Origin of the sequence: Enterococcus faecalis (assembly GCF_029024925.1) — a bacterium.
Lineage (GTDB): Bacteria > Bacillota > Bacilli > Lactobacillales > Enterococcaceae > Enterococcus > Enterococcus faecalis.
The window spans coordinates 1,280,551-1,295,313 of sequence record NZ_CP118962.1; the positions used below are offsets into that span (position 1 = coordinate 1,280,551).

The following is a 14,763-nucleotide window of genomic DNA, read 5'->3' on the forward strand; positions in this document are numbered from 1 at the left end:
GACGTAGAATGAGAAAACCAACGTATCATCAAATTAATCCGCTGATTCGTTTAAAAGAAACGGAGCTGCTTTCTGAGCAACAGTTTCAACAACTTTTAGAAGCGGAAACAGTTGAAGACGTTAAAAATATGTTAAAAAGTACGGTTTATCAACCTTATTTAACCGAAACTTTTGAAGAAAAATTTGACTACCATTCTTCTGAAGCGCTGGGAAGTCTTTATCGCTGGTTATATGAAATGGCTCCAGAACCAGCTGTAGTAACGTTGTATACGATGCGTTTTACCTTCCATAACTTGAAAATTTTGACGAAAGCTGAGCGAACAGGTAAAGATTTTGATTATCTTTATTTAGAAGATGGTCGTTATTCTCTAAACAAAGTCAAAAGTGCCATTCATACAAAAAACTCTTCCGAACTTGAGCCAGCATTATTAGAAGTGATCCGTGATGTTTTTGCCTATCTGGAAGAGGGCGGTTTGCCGCAAGCAATTGATATCCTTTATGATCGAGCATTTTTAAAGCAACAACGAAAATTGGCGGATGAATTGGGCTATGAAGAGTTAACGAAGGAAGTCATCGCTTTTATTGATTTAACCAATCTATCAACGATGGCTAGAGGGATTGTTCAACATCAAAACAGTAACTTTTTATCAACCGTGATTTCTAGCGCTGGCAGTCTCTCAAAGAAAGAACTGTTGACCTATGCGGAAAAGTCACTTGTAGAATTTACAGCATTTGTCAGAACAACGAATTACGGACAACTATTAGAAAAGATTATCAATAAAGAAACCAATGAATTAAATTTATTGGCTTTTGAAAAACTCAAAGATGATTACCTGACCTCAATGTATGAAAACGGTCGGACGGTTGCTTTTGGGCCGCTCCCATTACTAGCCTTTTTGAATGCGAAAGAAGTTGAATGGAAAAATTTGCGTTTAATTTTGGTCGGAAAACATAGTGGGTTTTCAAATGAAAAAATTCGAGAAAGGATGCGAAAAGTCAATGGGGTATAAAATTGGTGTCATTGGAGACAAAAATTCAATCTTACCATTTAAACTGTTTGGCTTTGAGGTCCATCATGCCATTTCAGAAATGCAAGTTAGAGAAGCCATTGAAACTATGGCAAAAAATAAGTTTGGGGTCATTTTCATAACGGAAGAAGCCTCTACTTTAGCAGAAGAAACGATTGAACGATACAAAGAACAAGTGACACCAGCGATTATTTTAATCCCAAGTCATAATGGTACAATCGGAATCGGTTTAAGTGAGATTGAAAAAAATGTTGAAAAAGCAATTGGACAAAATATTTTATAATGCAAAGGAGAATGAGCGTGCAAATTGGAAAAATTGTCAAAGTTTCAGGTCCTTTGATTTTAGCTGAAAACATGTCAGATGCTAGTATCCAAGACATTTGTCATGTAGGAGATTTAGGCGTTATCGGAGAGATTATTGAAATGCGAGGCGACGTCGCTTCGATTCAAGTATATGAAGAAACAACAGGCATTGGACCAGGAGAACCAGTTATTTCAACAGGAGAACCATTATCTGTTGAATTAGCCCCAGGTTTAATTGCCGAAATGTTTGATGGTATTCAACGACCATTGGATACATTTCAAGAAGTAACCCACAGTAACTTTTTAGGCCGTGGCGTTAAAATTGATGCGTTAGATCGTGAGAAAAAATGGACGTTTGAACCAACTGTGGCAGTTGGTGAAGAAGTGTCGGCAGGTGACATCGTCGGTGTGGTTCAAGAAACACCGATTATTCAACATAAAATTATGGTGCCTTTCGGCGTTTCAGGAACGATTGCCGAAATTAAAGCAGGTGACTTTGCCATTGATGAAACAGTTTACTCAGTGAAAACGGCTAAAGGAACGGAAAGTTTTAGCATGATGCAAAAATGGCCCGTTCGGCGGGGACGTCCCATTTTAGAAAAACTAAGTCCCAAAGTACCGATGGTGACCGGACAACGCGTAATTGATACCTTTTTCCCAATTACGAAAGGCGGAGCGGCAGCAGTTCCAGGACCATTTGGCGCTGGAAAAACAGTCGTTCAGCACCAAATTGCCAAGTGGGCCGATGTCGACTTAGTCGTTTACGTTGGTTGTGGGGAACGCGGGAATGAAATGACAGATGTTTTAAATGAATTTCCAGAATTAATTGATCCAACAACTGGTGAGTCTTTGATGAATCGGACGATTTTAATTGCGAATACGTCAAATATGCCGGTAGCGGCACGGGAAGCCTCGATTTATACAGGGATTACCATTGCAGAATATTTCCGTGATATGGGTTACTCAGTCGCAATTATGGCGGATTCTACTTCTCGTTGGGCAGAAGCGTTACGAGAAATGAGTGGTCGGTTAGAAGAAATGCCTGGTGATGAAGGCTATCCAGCCTATTTAGGTAGTCGCTTAGCTGAATATTATGAACGAGCAGGACAAGTCATCGCGTTAGGAAAAGATCATCGTGAAGGAAGCATTACGGCGATTAGTGCGGTTTCGCCATCTGGTGGGGACATATCAGAACCTGTCACACAAAATACGTTACGCGTTGTTAAAGTATTCTGGGGCTTAGATTCTCAATTAGCACAAAAACGTCATTTTCCTTCTATTAACTGGTTGCAAAGTTATTCTCTTTACTCCACAGAAGTAGGGCAATATTTAGACTTGGAATTGCAAGGAAACTGGGCCGCTATGGTAGCTGAAGGGATGCGGATTTTACAAGAAGAATCTCAACTGGAAGAAATTGTTCGCTTGGTTGGGATTGATTCCTTGTCGGATAAAGACCGTTTAACGTTGGAAACAGCCAAATCATTACGGGAAGACTATTTGCAACAAAATGCTTTTGATGACGTGGATACGTTCACTTCTCGAACCAAACAAGCGAAAATGTTACAATTGATTCTAACTTTTGGTGAAGAAGGTCAAAAAGCCTTAAGTTTAGGCACTTATTTCTCTGAGTTAATGGCGGGAACAGTTGAAATCCGTGATCGCATTGCTCGTAGCAAGTATTTACCAGAAGAAGAATTAGAAAAATTGGATCGTTTACAAGCAGAAATTAAAACAACGATAAAAGAAATCATTGCTGAAGGAGGAATGACGAATGATTAAAGAATATCGCACAATCAATGAAGTCGTTGGTCCTCTGATGATTGTTGAAAAAGTGGCAGGCGTAAAGTACGAAGAATTAATTGAAGTACGCATGCAAAATGGCGAAATTCGCCAAGGGCAAGTTTTAGAAATCAATGGAGATAAAGCGATGGTCCAAATTTTTGAAGGAACGAGTAACATCAATATTCGTGATTCAAAAGTTCGCTTTCTGGGACATCCTTTAGAATTAGGGGTTTCGCCAGATATGATGGGGCGCGTTTTTGACGGCTTAGGTCGCTTAAAAGATAATGGACCAGAATTATTACCTGAGAAAAAATTAGATATTAACGGCGAAGTTATCAATCCAGTTGCTCGTGATTATCCCGATGAGTTCATCCAAACAGGAATTTCAGCGATTGACCATTTAAATACCTTAGTTCGTGGTCAAAAATTACCTGTTTTTTCAGCATCTGGCTTACCTCATAAAGAATTAGCGGCACAAATTGCCAGACAAGCCAACGTGTTAAATAGTGAAGAAGAATTTGCCGTAGTTTTTGCGGCCATTGGGATTACCTTTGAAGAAGCGGAATATTTTATGGAAGATTTCCGTCAAACAGGCGCAATTGATCGTTCAGTCTTGTTTATGAACTTAGCGAATGATCCAGCCATTGAGCGGATTGCAACACCTAGAATGGCTTTGACAGCCGCTGAATATTTAGCTTATGAAAAGGGCATGCATGTCTTAGTTATCATGACGGATATGACCAATTATTGCGAAGCGTTGCGAGAAATTTCAGCAGCACGCCGTGAAGTTCCAGGACGTCGTGGTTACCCAGGTTATCTTTACACGAACTTAGCAACGTTGTATGAACGGGCAGGCCGAATTCGTGGCTCAAAAGGTTCCGTAACACAGATTCCTATTTTAACAATGCCAGAGGAGGATAAAACACATCCAATTCCCGATTTAACTGGCTATATTACGGAAGGGCAAATTATCTTGTCCCGGGAACTATATAAGAGCGGTATCCAACCACCAATTGATGTATTGCCATCACTTTCCCGTCTCAAAGACAAAGGAACTGGCGAAGGCAAAACGCGCGGGGATCATGCAGCAACGATGAATCAATTGTTCTCAGCCTATGCACAAGGGAAACAAGCCAAAGAATTAGCTGTCATTTTAGGAGAATCAGCTCTTTCCGATGTCGATAAAATTTACGCAGCTTTTGCCCAACGTTTTGAAGAAGAATATGTCAATCAAGGATTCGATACAAACCGTTCGATTGAAGAAACGTTAGATCTTGGGTGGGAACTATTAAGTATGCTACCGAGAACAGAACTAAAACGAATTAAAGAGGATATGCTCGATCAATATTTAACTGAAGGGAAGTAGAAAAATGGCTCGATTAAATGTTAATCCAACCCGTATGGAACTTTCCCGATTGAAAAAGCAGTTAACTACGGCCACGAGAGGTCATAAGTTGCTGAAAGACAAACAAGATGAATTGATGCGACGGTTTATTGCGCTAGTCAAAGAAAACAATGAGTTACGTATTCAGGTTGAACAAGAAGTGACGGATGCGTTATCAAATTTTGTATTGGCAAACGCAACGTTGAACGAAGCCTTTATTGAAGAGTTAGTGGCAATTCCAGCCGAAAAAGTTGAATTAGAAATTATTGAACAGAACATCTTAAGTGTGCCAGTTCCTAAAATGATTTTTGATTACGATGAATCTGTTCAAGAAGCACCCTTAGATTATGGCTACGTGAATTCAAACAGCGAGCTTGATCAAGCTTTTGCTAAAATTTCAAGCATTTTACCGAAATTATTAGCACTTGCAAATGTTGAAAAGACGTGCCAATTATTATCAAAAGAAATTGAAAAAACGCGTCGTCGTGTCAACGCCTTAGAGTATATGACGATTCCACAATTAGAAGAAACAATTTACTACATTCAAATGAAATTAGAAGAAAATGAACGTGGCGAAATTACACGTCTAATTAAAATTAAAAGCATGAACAAAGAAAATTAATGGTTAGAAAGAACGAGTGCGAAGCCAGTTGGTAGCTTTCGTGCTCGTTTTTAATAAAAAAGGGAGTGGAAAAAATGAAAAATGAAGAACGCCGCAAAGCGATTGCACTGAATTGTCAAAAATACGAAAGTGACTATGCTCGCTTGGTGGAACCAATCAATGAGCTACTGTTAAACTTGGGAGCGGCTATTTCAGAAGAAGCCGCGAAGCAAATCATTCTGAATGTAAAACGATATCATCACGGCGTGAAATATCTTCCTGAGTGTCATTTAGATGAAAGTAACCAGTTTATCGAAGATGGGCTTGAAGCCCTTAAAAAGGGAGATTTAGGCAACGGTGCGTTACAACTATTTGGGGCTGGCTTAAACTTTGCTAGTTTTGTAGCAAAAGCACAAGGAACCAAAAAAATTGATGCCCACCAAATGTTGGCAGAACGTTTTACGAAGTTGTTGTCTGTAAAGTAGCCAGCTACTCATTGTGAATTTTAGTATCTGGGACAGTAGTCAAAATGACTTTTGTCCCAGATATTTTTTTTATAAAAATATGAAACCTTTTACAGATACTTAACGTCTAATAGTTAGTTAAATGAAAAGAGGTGTTTTATGGATAAAATTTCAACAAAAAAATTAGTTCAGAAAGCAAAAAAAGGAGATGGACAAGCATTTGTTCACCTTTGTCAAAAATATGAAACAGTTTTATACAATGCTGCATATAAAATGCTATTAAACGAAGTCGACGTTGCTGATTGTTTACAAGAAACTGAACTATGTGCATGGGAAAAAATAACAACATTAAAAAATGAATATGCGTTTAATTCATGGATTTTTAAAATAATGTTAAACCAAGTTCAAAATATTTTTAGAGAAAAGCAGAAAACAACTCACTGGATGGATACTTATTCTCCTGTTCCTGCTTTTGATGATTTATATGATTTGGATAAAGGATTACATAAATTACCTGATAATTATCGCGTTCCGCTAGTTATGTACTATTATGTTGGCCTTAGTATAAAAGAAATCGCTCAGCAACTTGATGTTTCAACAAATACCATCAAAATTCGTCTTTCTCGTGGTCGAAAAAAATTAAGGACATATTTAAAGGAGACATGGTAAATGGATAGAAAACAAAGTGATATATTAAAATATGAAAAAAAGATGCCTTTAGAAACAGTGGAACGTTTAAACACACAAAGAACTAAGATATTAATGGGAGAAATAAAACAATACAGACAGCCAAAGAAAAAGATATCGCGTAAACATTTAATTATAGGGCTAATTAGTATTGCTACCACTTTTACTTTGATAGTAAAAACACCCATTGGACGTGCCATAGAAGAGGTATTGGGGATTAGTCAAGATACCGGTGTTCAAACAGTAGAATCTTCTGGTGTTCCAACAAAACTAGAATTGCGGAGTGTACAAAATGAGCGAGAAATCGTATTAACAAAATTTGTATCGACAAAAAATAAAATGGCGTTTGATTATCAATTTAAGATTAAAGATCAGAAATTAAAAGAGTTATTACAGAAAAAAATCGCTAGAAATAATTATTCTCAAGATATTCAACTAGGGTTATTTAGAGAAGGAAGCAAAGAAGATTTATTTGGGGGTGTAAGTTCAACATCGTTATATAGAATCGAGAAGGATGTTTTTTATGGTTCAGTGATTTCAACTTTCAATAAGCAAAAACTTGTTAGTCAAGATCAATTAACGCTTCATATCTACCGATTAGCTTGGGAAGATCAAGAACAGCATGATAATGAATTAAAAGAAGCAATCAAAGCAAGTAGCCGATCTTTTAGTGTTGAGAATGCATTAGAGTATCAAGGCGATTGGACGTTTAAAATTCCTTACCAACCCATTATGAAAGAAACGATACCTAGCATTAAAAACGTGAAAAAAATTAAAAATATTAAGGCCCAAAGTGATGCGCTTCAAACTACGCTGATTATGGATGTTCCAAATCCAGAAAAAAATAAAAAAAGTCGTGATATTCTAATTTCAGTTTATAAAAACGGTCTTGAGATACCTATTGCACGTCAAATTGGTAGTGGCTTTAATAAAGGGGAAGATGCTACAATTAACATTTCTTTTGACTTAAGTAGTTTGGATCATAAGTCATTATATAAAGTAATCGTTAGAAATTCTTATGAAGATGATGCAGCAGGAAAAGAATTAGGTTCGTTGGAGTTAAAAAATACTCAGAAATAATTGCTAAAAAGGTTATGGGAAATACAAATATTTTAATTAATATAACTACTAAAAAAAGCATCTTTTTTATTGAGCGTTGTCATTAAAAAAAGATGCTTTTATTTTCATTATCAATGGTTATCATTAGGATATTCAGACACCTGTAATTGCCATAGCTTATCTGTCACTGAAGCAATAAACGCAGCACTCTTAGCATTATCAGGTCCTTTAGTAAAAATTGCTAAAGCAAAGGGATGAGGTGTTTCTAAAATCCCCATATCATGAATAAATTCATCATAGGAACCAATTTTATGAGCAACTTTTCCTTGAGTTGTGGGAGTTTCCATTCTTTCATGGAAAACACTTTGTTTCATAGAATCATAAATCGCTTGGTAATCTGGTTTTGTTGCTTTTTCAGTATATAATTTTTGTAGAATAACAAGCGCATCTTCAGAAGAAAATTGTGGCTCTTCAATCGAAGGTGTCTTGTGCAAATAACGCTGATACATTTCTCGTTTTGCTTTTGCATCACCACCCAATGTGTCATAGAGCATATTTTTAGCGATATTATCAGAATAGGTGATGGCATATTCTTGTAACGTTTTTAATGGATATTCTGGTTGGATATTATAGGCAATGATCCCAGTTCCTTCTTCATAATCTTCTTCGGCGTTATAGGGAATCAGGTCTGTCCATTTTTTTTGACCAGAAGCAACCGTGTCAGCGACTAACATCGTCAGTGGCACCTTAATAGTACTAGCTGTATAAAATTCATGTTGGCCATTCACGGAACGCTGTTCGCCAGTTTCTAAATCCAAATAACTAATCCCGACCGTTCCTTCAAATTCTTTGACAGAAGCGACGAGCAGGTCATTTATTTTATCAAAAAATACTGTATTTGCTGAATTATTTTCTTCCTTGTCTTTCGTATGCTTCTCATGTTTGGCGGAATCAATTGTAACTTTTTGTTCAGATTCTTTGGCATAATCTTCGCCACGACTTGAGAAGAAGAAGCCCACAATTAGGAAAAAGCAAAGAAAGAAAATGATGCCGTAAAGTGAGAGTTGCTGTTTCTTCAATGTAAAACCCTTTCCGTTTCTCTAATAGATATTTTTCTCAACTCCTCCATTTAATCATTTTTCGGATAAGAGCGCAAGCGTCTTTTTAACGGCACTACTGGTTTTGTTTCATTTGTTTTTGGAGTGCTTGCGATTGCTTTAATAGCTCTTTGCCGATAGTGGTATCTTTCACCAATAGCCGCTGTAAGGGACGATCGATGACTTGTTTGATGGAATGAATGTCTTGATTATTTAAAATGGCTGTTTCTTTACTAGAAAAAGATTTATGCGCGGTCAGTTGTAAACCAAACGAGTTGTACAACAATGTATAACCAGCAATTCCAGTAATTGTCTGATAAGATTTTGAAAAGCCGCCGTCAATTACGAGAAGCGTGCCATTTGCTTTGATTGGCGATTCGCCTTTTGTTCGTTTAACTGGTGTATGGCCATTAATGATATGTCGATTTTCACCAGTCACTTCAAATTCATCTAGGATTCTTTCACAAACTTCAACCGTATCACGCAAAGAGTAATAAGGATTCTTTTCTTCGTAATGTGTTTCTTTTTCAGCGAGAAAATAACGCTCGAAGGTTTTCATAGCTCGTTTGCCAAATAATGAGGAACCTTCGCCACACCAAAGATACCATAAACAATCTGTCGCATAGTCATCTGTACTAGCAGGCTGAGCGTAAGCTTCTTCTAACATTTCCTGAAAGAAGTCAACTAAAGCTTTTCCTGAATAGGAGTGGCCTTTAAATGTGTAAGCTTGAAAAGTACCGTCCGCATTCAAGGGAAGACAGCCGTGGATCAATAAATTTTGATTATACACAAGGTAAAGAGAAGCTTTTTCCATTAGAAAGCGCATGTGTTTTGTTAACCGCGGCGAAGACTGAAATTGCGTTAATAAATCATCAATTATCTGTTTTTCCTCACGTGTTAATTGGTAAGGCTGCTCTTCAGAAACGGTTTGGAAACAGCTGTTAATTAATGTATAACGACATTCGTCAAAAGTAATAGTTTCCCCTTGAATCTTATCTAAGCGTAGCCGATGTGCCAAGTTAAAATCAGGGCGTCGACCAATAATTTGCCCTTCTAGTTTTTCTTGAATAATGGCAATGGCTTGTTGCACACGCATCGCTACTTGTTTTTCATCTTCAGTTAACGCACGATAGGGATTTTTCTTGGGTTCAAAAGCAGGATTTTCTTTATATGTTTCTAAACTAAATTTTTTTAAGGCGGTTAAATCGATAGCATAACGTTCTTCTAACAAATCTAAATTTCCATAGCGAGCACAAATACGTACTACATTGGCTAAACAAGCCAGTGAACCACTATAAGCAGCCAGCCAAATCATATCGTGATTGCCTAGTTGAATATCCAAGGAGTGATAGGACATTAATCGGTCCATAATTTTATCTGGTGCTGGCCCCCGGTCATAGATATCCCCAATAACATGTAGGTGATCGATAATCAGACGTTGGATTAGATAAGCTAATTCTGTCACGAAACGTTTGGCTTCACCTAGTAAAATAATTTTTTCAATAATTTGTTGATAGTAACCGTTTTTGGTTGTTGTTTCATCATATTGATAAATCAATTCTTCGAGAATATACCCATAGGTTTCAGGAAGGGCTTTGCGAACTTTAGAACGTGTGTACTTCATCGAAGAAGAACGGACGATTTCAACCAGACGGCGAATCGTTAATAGCCACCATTCATAAGAGAGGGCGCTTTCATTTTCTAAAAGTGTTAATTTTTCTTCTGGATAGTAGATAATAAAACAAAGCTCGTCCATCTGATGGGCATTTAATTCTTGTTTAAATAAAAATTGAACTTTTTCTCGGATTCGCCCAGAACCATTTCTTAAAATATGGTCAAAAGCTTCAAATTCACCATGTAAATCACTGACAAAATGTTCTGTTCCTTTCGGTAAATTCAAAATTGCTTCCAAATTAATAATTTCTTCAATTTGTTGATCGCGGTTCAGTGTAGCCAAGTCATCTGCCTTCTTTCTTTTTCGTATATACCAATTTTAATTTAAAAGTTTAAAGTCTTGATAATAAAGGTTTTTTATTCGTATGCCAATTATTGTAGGCTATTTGGCGAAAAAAAGCAACAGGAGAAAGTCAGAGAAAAATGTGGAAAATTATAGGAAGCTACTGGGTTTTATGCTATGATTTTTAATAAAACAAAATGAAGGGGCGGGAAAACATGTTATTTGGTACAGCAAAAATGAATCGGGAAAATCATTTAGAAATCGGTGGTTGTGACACCGTAAAGTTGGCGCAAAAATTCGGGACGCCGTTATTTGTCTATGATGTCGCTCATATTCGCGCACAAGCACGTGGTTTTAAACAAACGTTAAATCAATTAGGTATCAAAAATAAAGTGGTTTATGCAAGTAAAGCATTTAGTTGTTTAGCTATTTATCAAGTGTTAAAGGAAGAAGATATTGCTTGTGATGTTGTCTCTGGTGGAGAACTATTCACAGCTTTAAAAGGGGGCATGGAGCCAGCGGAAATTGAGTTCCATGGAAATAATAAAACCCCTGAAGAATTACGTTATGCTTTGGATAACAAAATAGGTACAATTGTCATTGATAATTTTTACGAAATTGACTTGTTGGAAGAATTATTAGCTACACGAAACCAAACACAAAAAGTTCTTTTTCGAGTGAGTCCTGGCGTGGATGCAGAAACACATGATTACATTTTGACAGGCCAAGAAGATTCAAAATTTGGTTTTGATGTTGCAAGTGGCCAGGCAACAGAAGCGCTTGTTCGCCTTTTATCAAATCCCTCTTTTGATGTGCAAGGGGTCCATTGCCATATTGGCTCGCAAATTTTTGCTGTGGAAGGATTTTTAGCTGCTGTTGAAAAAATGTTCACTATTTTAGAAGACTGGCGGCAAGTCCATCAATTTACAGCACGTGTTTTAAATATGGGTGGTGGTTTTGGTGTGCAGTACACGCAGCAAGATGAGCCATTAGCACCAGCAACATTTGTTGAAAAAATTGTTTATTCCTTGAAAGGTCATTGTGAACAATTAGGGTATCCACTGCCTGAGCTTTGGATTGAACCAGGACGCAGTTTAATTGCCGAAGCGGGCACAACGATTTATACAGTTGGCGCGCAAAAAGAGGTTCCTGGTGTTCGTCATTTTGTTTCCGTAGATGGTGGCATGGGTGATAATATACGGCCTGCTTTGTATCAAGCAGTTTATGATGGTTTTCTAGCGAATCGTGAGGGACATGATTCAGTCAAGAAAGTCACAGTGGTTGGTAAATATTGCGAATCAGGAGATGTCTTACTTCGAGATATTTTATTGCCAGAAGTTAAAGCAGGGGATTTATTGGCCATTAGTAGTACGGGGGCTTACGGTTATTCAATGGCAAGTAATTACAACCGAAATCCTCGACCAGCGGTGGTTTTTGTCGAAGATGGACAAGCAAAATTAGTTGCTCGCCGTGAGACATATGAAGATATGACAACGTTGGATTGTTGATAGATTAAAAGTAGCCGCCTCTTTTTGAGACGGCTGCTTTTTTTCAAAAAATAACAAAATGTAAGGGTGATTTCTTTCAGAAATGAAAAATCCATAGTATATTAAATGAAGAAGGAAATACTTTAGAAGAGGGTGTGATTTGCAGATGAAATGGCTCCTCGGGTTACTGATCATTTTTGCAATAATTGGCGTTGTTTTTTCTTTTTACATTGCCAATTATTTTTTGAAAATTGCGTTGCTTAAAGACAACCCTTGGTATCATAAAAAAGGGCATCGGTTATTAAATCCTGATAATTTTCAAGAACGAGAAACAAGATATACTAAAATAGAAGAACAACAAAAACAAGAAGGCGAAGCTTTTTGGACAGAGTCTTTTGCTGAAGATCGTTGGTTGAAAATTAAAGATGAAACATTGTATGCACGGTGCTTTATTCCTTATCCAGATAACCATCGTTGGGCGATTTGTGTGCATGGTTATCGTTCAAACGGAAAACGCGATATGGCATATACTGCATTACGTTTTGCAGAAGAAGGCTATAATGTTTTAGTTCCCGATTTGCGTGCGCACGGGAAAAGTTCAGGGAATAAAATTGGGATGGGATGGCTGGATCGGTTAGATTTATTAAGTTGGCTTAGTGAAGTTCTTGCCATTGATATGGAAGCAGAAATTATTTTAGTGGGCGGTTCCATGGGAGCGGCTACTGTCATGATGGCAAGTGGTGAAAAGTTACCAACGAATGTCCGCGGATTAATAGTGGATTGTGGCTATACTTCTGTTTATGATGAATTTAAATATGTCCTACATGAATCTTTTCATTTACCCGCTTTTCCTATTTTAACAATTGCTAACCAATTAGCATTAAATAACTATGGCTTTCAATTGAAAAACGCTTCTTCCGTGAGACAATTACACAAAAATACGTTGCCCACATTCTTTATTCACGGTACAGGTGATCGCTTTGTTCCAATGACAATGTTTGAAGAAAATTTAGCGGCAACTCAGGGGATAAAAAAAGGTCTCATTGTTGCTAAAGCACCACATTTATCTTCAAGTGTCTACGAACCTGAAAATTATTACAGTAGTATTTTTGAATTTTTGGAAGAAAACTGTCCTGCGGTAAAAACAATATCCGACTAAAAAAGACATGGATTTTCATGATTCCATGTCTTTTTTTTGTCTGACTCGTTTAGTTAAATTTAAAGTGCTTAAAAAGAAAAATAACGGCGCCAAACTACCAAGGCAAAGAAACCATTTCATTGAATAAGTTAACTCTTGCTGTAAAAGAGATTCTCGTATATAGCTGAAACCTTCGCCATGGACCCGCAAATAAATATAAATGTAAGCAAAAAGAATCACTAAAGGCAAAATACAGACTTCTAATATTTCCAAAAGATAAGGAAAGGTTTTATTTAATAATTTGAGGCGTGTCTTATTCAATAGATAAGCAAAAATGAAAATTGACCATAAAAAACCAAAAAAACTAATCAAATAAAAAATCAGATTCGCACTTCCTGCATTCATAAAAGCTTTCGGGAAAAGTAGTCTGCCGATGAATGTATTTTTAATTGTAAAAGGAACATCAAAAATGGAAATATAAAGACAAAAAAGTACTAATGTTAACAAGGCATGCCAAATCTTTTTCTCCATTTCATTTAAAAAATATCTAATTACTTGGTACATTTCCATAAACTGTCGCTCCGTGTTTGAAATAATCGTAGTTTTGACTATACCATAGCTGTTCTCAATTTTCTTGAAAAAAATACACGCAACCAGCCTCGACTATACGAAACACACAGAGTGTCTAAAAAATAAGTTGCGATCGCATTTTTTCGCATGCTAGTGTTGCACTTCTGTTTCGCTGGTGTTTTCTAATTGCTGATTTGTTGATTAAAAAAGGGCAGGAGGGAGCGTTTTTTTAGTATAATAATATAAAAGAATATAGAGAAAATCGTAGGATGGGAGTTATTCAAAGTGGCGGAAATTACAGTTAAGACAATTTCAGCGAAAGATGATTTAAAGAAGTTGTTTTTGGGTCAAGAGTATGACCAACAGCAGCCAGTTAAAAATATTTTAAAAGCTAGAACATCGAATGTCCATATTGAAAAGTACGAGGTTGTGGAGGATGTTTTTTTAAAGTTAACTGGGAAGGCGACCGCGCACAAAGATATTATGAACTCATTTTGGACAACGTATAAAATTATGTTACAACTTGTTTATCCCGATTTCTTTAGACCAGCGGAGGTAATTGGGGAAAATCAAGAAAGCTATTTAGAAAAACCTTCTGAACAGAATTTTCTTGCAGTAAATAGCAAGTATCCGCCTCATGATTCCGGGGCATCGGCTGTGATTTCGGACCGATATTTAACTTATTTTGACCAAGTTTTTCCTGACTATTTACCAAATCCTGTACCAAAAAAATATACATGGAATGAATTTCTTCTCGACAATTTTACTAAATTTGAGCGAGTTCATCAGGACCCACAATTAAAGCGTTTTGCCGAACTTACCCATTCAATTGGAAACATTACAGTAGTTCCACTAGGATTTAACAGCGGAAGAAGTTTATCGTTTAAAGATTATTGGGATTATTCTTTAGAACAACTTTCGATATTTTTAGCTTCATTTCATTCATGGGAAAGCTACGTTCATACGTATGAGATGCAACCATTTTTAAATGAACAGTATCAACCAGTAGCGCTATGGAAAAATCATTTGAAAAAAGACTCGTTTATCTTACCTCAGAATATAGAGGAGATAAATGAATATTTAGTTCAAGTAAATCAACGAATAGAAAAAAGAGGGCAGCGAATAGTGAATCGGTTGTAATGAAATAAGAATCGCCTTTTCGCTAAATGTTGAAAGACTCGAATCGTGTGCTCTTTTATTGACTCA

The 14,763-nt window shown here is 36.8% G+C and carries 14 protein-coding genes; 11 read left to right on the plus strand and 3 right to left on the minus strand.

The window, feature by feature from the left end; translation table 11 throughout:
* Positions 1 to 8: 8 nt before the first annotated feature.
* The 8 genes from PYW42_RS06315 (at position 9) to PYW42_RS06350 (ending at position 7,329) form a co-directional block, all read left to right on the plus strand.
* On the plus strand, positions 9 to 1,010 hold the full coding sequence (locus PYW42_RS06315; RefSeq protein ID WP_002389115.1) for a V-type ATPase subunit: 1,002 nt from the start codon (positions 9 to 11) through the stop codon (positions 1,008 to 1,010).
* A complete protein-coding gene (locus tag PYW42_RS06320) occupies positions 1,000 to 1,311 on the plus strand; it encodes a V-type ATP synthase subunit F (RefSeq protein WP_002357676.1) in 312 nt (103 codons plus the stop codon). The genes PYW42_RS06315 and PYW42_RS06320 overlap by 11 nt, the downstream gene beginning before the upstream one ends.
* A 17-nt stretch (positions 1,312 to 1,328) precedes the next feature.
* Positions 1,329 to 3,110: a V-type ATP synthase subunit A gene (locus PYW42_RS06325; RefSeq protein ID WP_002357675.1), complete on the plus strand. Its 1,782-nt coding sequence runs from the start codon at positions 1,329 to 1,331 to the stop codon at positions 3,108 to 3,110.
* Complete coding sequence (locus PYW42_RS06330; protein WP_002357674.1) at positions 3,103 to 4,479, plus strand: V-type ATP synthase subunit B; 1,377 nt, start codon at positions 3,103 to 3,105, stop codon at positions 4,477 to 4,479. Before PYW42_RS06325 ends, PYW42_RS06330 begins: the two co-directional genes overlap by 8 nt.
* A 4-nt stretch (positions 4,480 to 4,483) precedes the next feature.
* On the plus strand, positions 4,484 to 5,119 hold the full coding sequence (locus PYW42_RS06335) for a V-type ATP synthase subunit D (protein ID WP_002357673.1): 636 nt from the start codon (positions 4,484 to 4,486) through the stop codon (positions 5,117 to 5,119).
* A 74-nt stretch (positions 5,120 to 5,193) separates the two neighbouring features.
* The gene (locus PYW42_RS06340) at positions 5,194 to 5,583 is read left to right on the plus strand and encodes a hypothetical protein (RefSeq protein WP_002360394.1); all 390 of its coding nucleotides are present in this window, start codon (positions 5,194 to 5,196) and stop codon (positions 5,581 to 5,583) included.
* 138 nt (positions 5,584 to 5,721) lie between these two features.
* Positions 5,722 to 6,231, plus strand: a complete 510-nt coding sequence (locus PYW42_RS06345) for an RNA polymerase sigma factor (protein WP_002360391.1) — start codon at positions 5,722 to 5,724, stop codon at positions 6,229 to 6,231.
* Complete coding sequence (locus PYW42_RS06350; protein ID WP_002389013.1) at positions 6,232 to 7,329, plus strand: hypothetical protein; 1,098 nt, start codon at positions 6,232 to 6,234, stop codon at positions 7,327 to 7,329. It abuts the gene before it with no gap.
* A gap of 110 nt (positions 7,330 to 7,439) precedes the next feature.
* Here PYW42_RS06350 and PYW42_RS06355 read toward each other — a convergent pair whose 3' ends face one another.
* Positions 7,440 to 8,327, minus strand: a complete 888-nt coding sequence (locus PYW42_RS06355) for a serine hydrolase (RefSeq protein WP_002357668.1) — start codon at positions 8,325 to 8,327, stop codon at positions 7,440 to 7,442.
* 154 nt (positions 8,328 to 8,481) lie between these two features.
* The gene (locus PYW42_RS06360; protein WP_002380260.1) at positions 8,482 to 10,362 is read right to left on the minus strand and encodes a fructose-bisphosphatase class III; all 1,881 of its coding nucleotides are present in this window, start codon (positions 10,360 to 10,362) and stop codon (positions 8,482 to 8,484) included.
* A gap of 197 nt (positions 10,363 to 10,559) precedes the next feature.
* On the opposite strand from PYW42_RS06360, the gene lysA reads away from it, so the two are divergent.
* Both lysA and PYW42_RS06370 read left to right on the plus strand, forming a co-directional pair.
* Positions 10,560 to 11,870, plus strand: a complete 1,311-nt coding sequence (gene lysA, locus PYW42_RS06365; RefSeq protein WP_002360386.1) for a diaminopimelate decarboxylase — start codon at positions 10,560 to 10,562, stop codon at positions 11,868 to 11,870.
* A gap of 145 nt (positions 11,871 to 12,015) precedes the next feature.
* Entirely contained in the window at positions 12,016 to 13,008 is a 993-nt protein-coding gene (locus PYW42_RS06370) for an alpha/beta hydrolase (protein WP_002389103.1), read from the plus strand.
* A 15-nt stretch (positions 13,009 to 13,023) separates the two neighbouring features.
* Here the strand turns inward: PYW42_RS06370 and PYW42_RS06375 are convergent, their stop codons facing one another.
* Complete coding sequence (locus PYW42_RS06375) at positions 13,024 to 13,557, minus strand: hypothetical protein (protein WP_002360384.1); 534 nt, start codon at positions 13,555 to 13,557, stop codon at positions 13,024 to 13,026.
* Between the two features lie 285 nt (positions 13,558 to 13,842).
* On the opposite strand from PYW42_RS06375, the gene PYW42_RS06380 reads away from it, so the two are divergent.
* Complete coding sequence (locus PYW42_RS06380) at positions 13,843 to 14,697, plus strand: hypothetical protein (protein WP_002389293.1); 855 nt, start codon at positions 13,843 to 13,845, stop codon at positions 14,695 to 14,697.
* Positions 14,698 to 14,763: the final 66 nt, after the last annotated feature.

Bases quoted from the DNA above. Each gene is read 5' to 3' on its own strand.
- PYW42_RS06335 (WP_002357673.1), top strand. From the start codon at position 4,484: ATGGCTCGATTAAATGTTAATCCAACCCGTATGGAACTTTCCCGATTG.
- PYW42_RS06370 (WP_002389103.1), top strand. From the start codon at position 12,016: ATGAAATGGCTCCTCGGGTTACTGATCATTTTTGCAATAATTGGCGTT.
- PYW42_RS06315 (WP_002389115.1), top strand. From the start codon at position 9: ATGAGAAAACCAACGTATCATCAAATTAATCCGCTGATTCGTTTAAAA.
- PYW42_RS06345 (WP_002360391.1), top strand. From the start codon at position 5,722: ATGGATAAAATTTCAACAAAAAAATTAGTTCAGAAAGCAAAAAAAGGA.
- PYW42_RS06330 (WP_002357674.1), top strand. From the start codon at position 3,103: ATGATTAAAGAATATCGCACAATCAATGAAGTCGTTGGTCCTCTGATG.
- PYW42_RS06320 (WP_002357676.1), top strand. From the start codon at position 1,000: ATGGGGTATAAAATTGGTGTCATTGGAGACAAAAATTCAATCTTACCA.
- PYW42_RS06350 (WP_002389013.1), top strand. From the start codon at position 6,232: ATGGATAGAAAACAAAGTGATATATTAAAATATGAAAAAAAGATGCCT.
- lysA (WP_002360386.1), top strand. From the start codon at position 10,560: ATGAAGGGGCGGGAAAACATGTTATTTGGTACAGCAAAAATGAATCGG.
- PYW42_RS06340 (WP_002360394.1), top strand. From the start codon at position 5,194: ATGAAAAATGAAGAACGCCGCAAAGCGATTGCACTGAATTGTCAAAAA.
- PYW42_RS06375 (WP_002360384.1), bottom strand. From the start codon at position 13,557: ATGGAAATGTACCAAGTAATTAGATATTTTTTAAATGAAATGGAGAAA.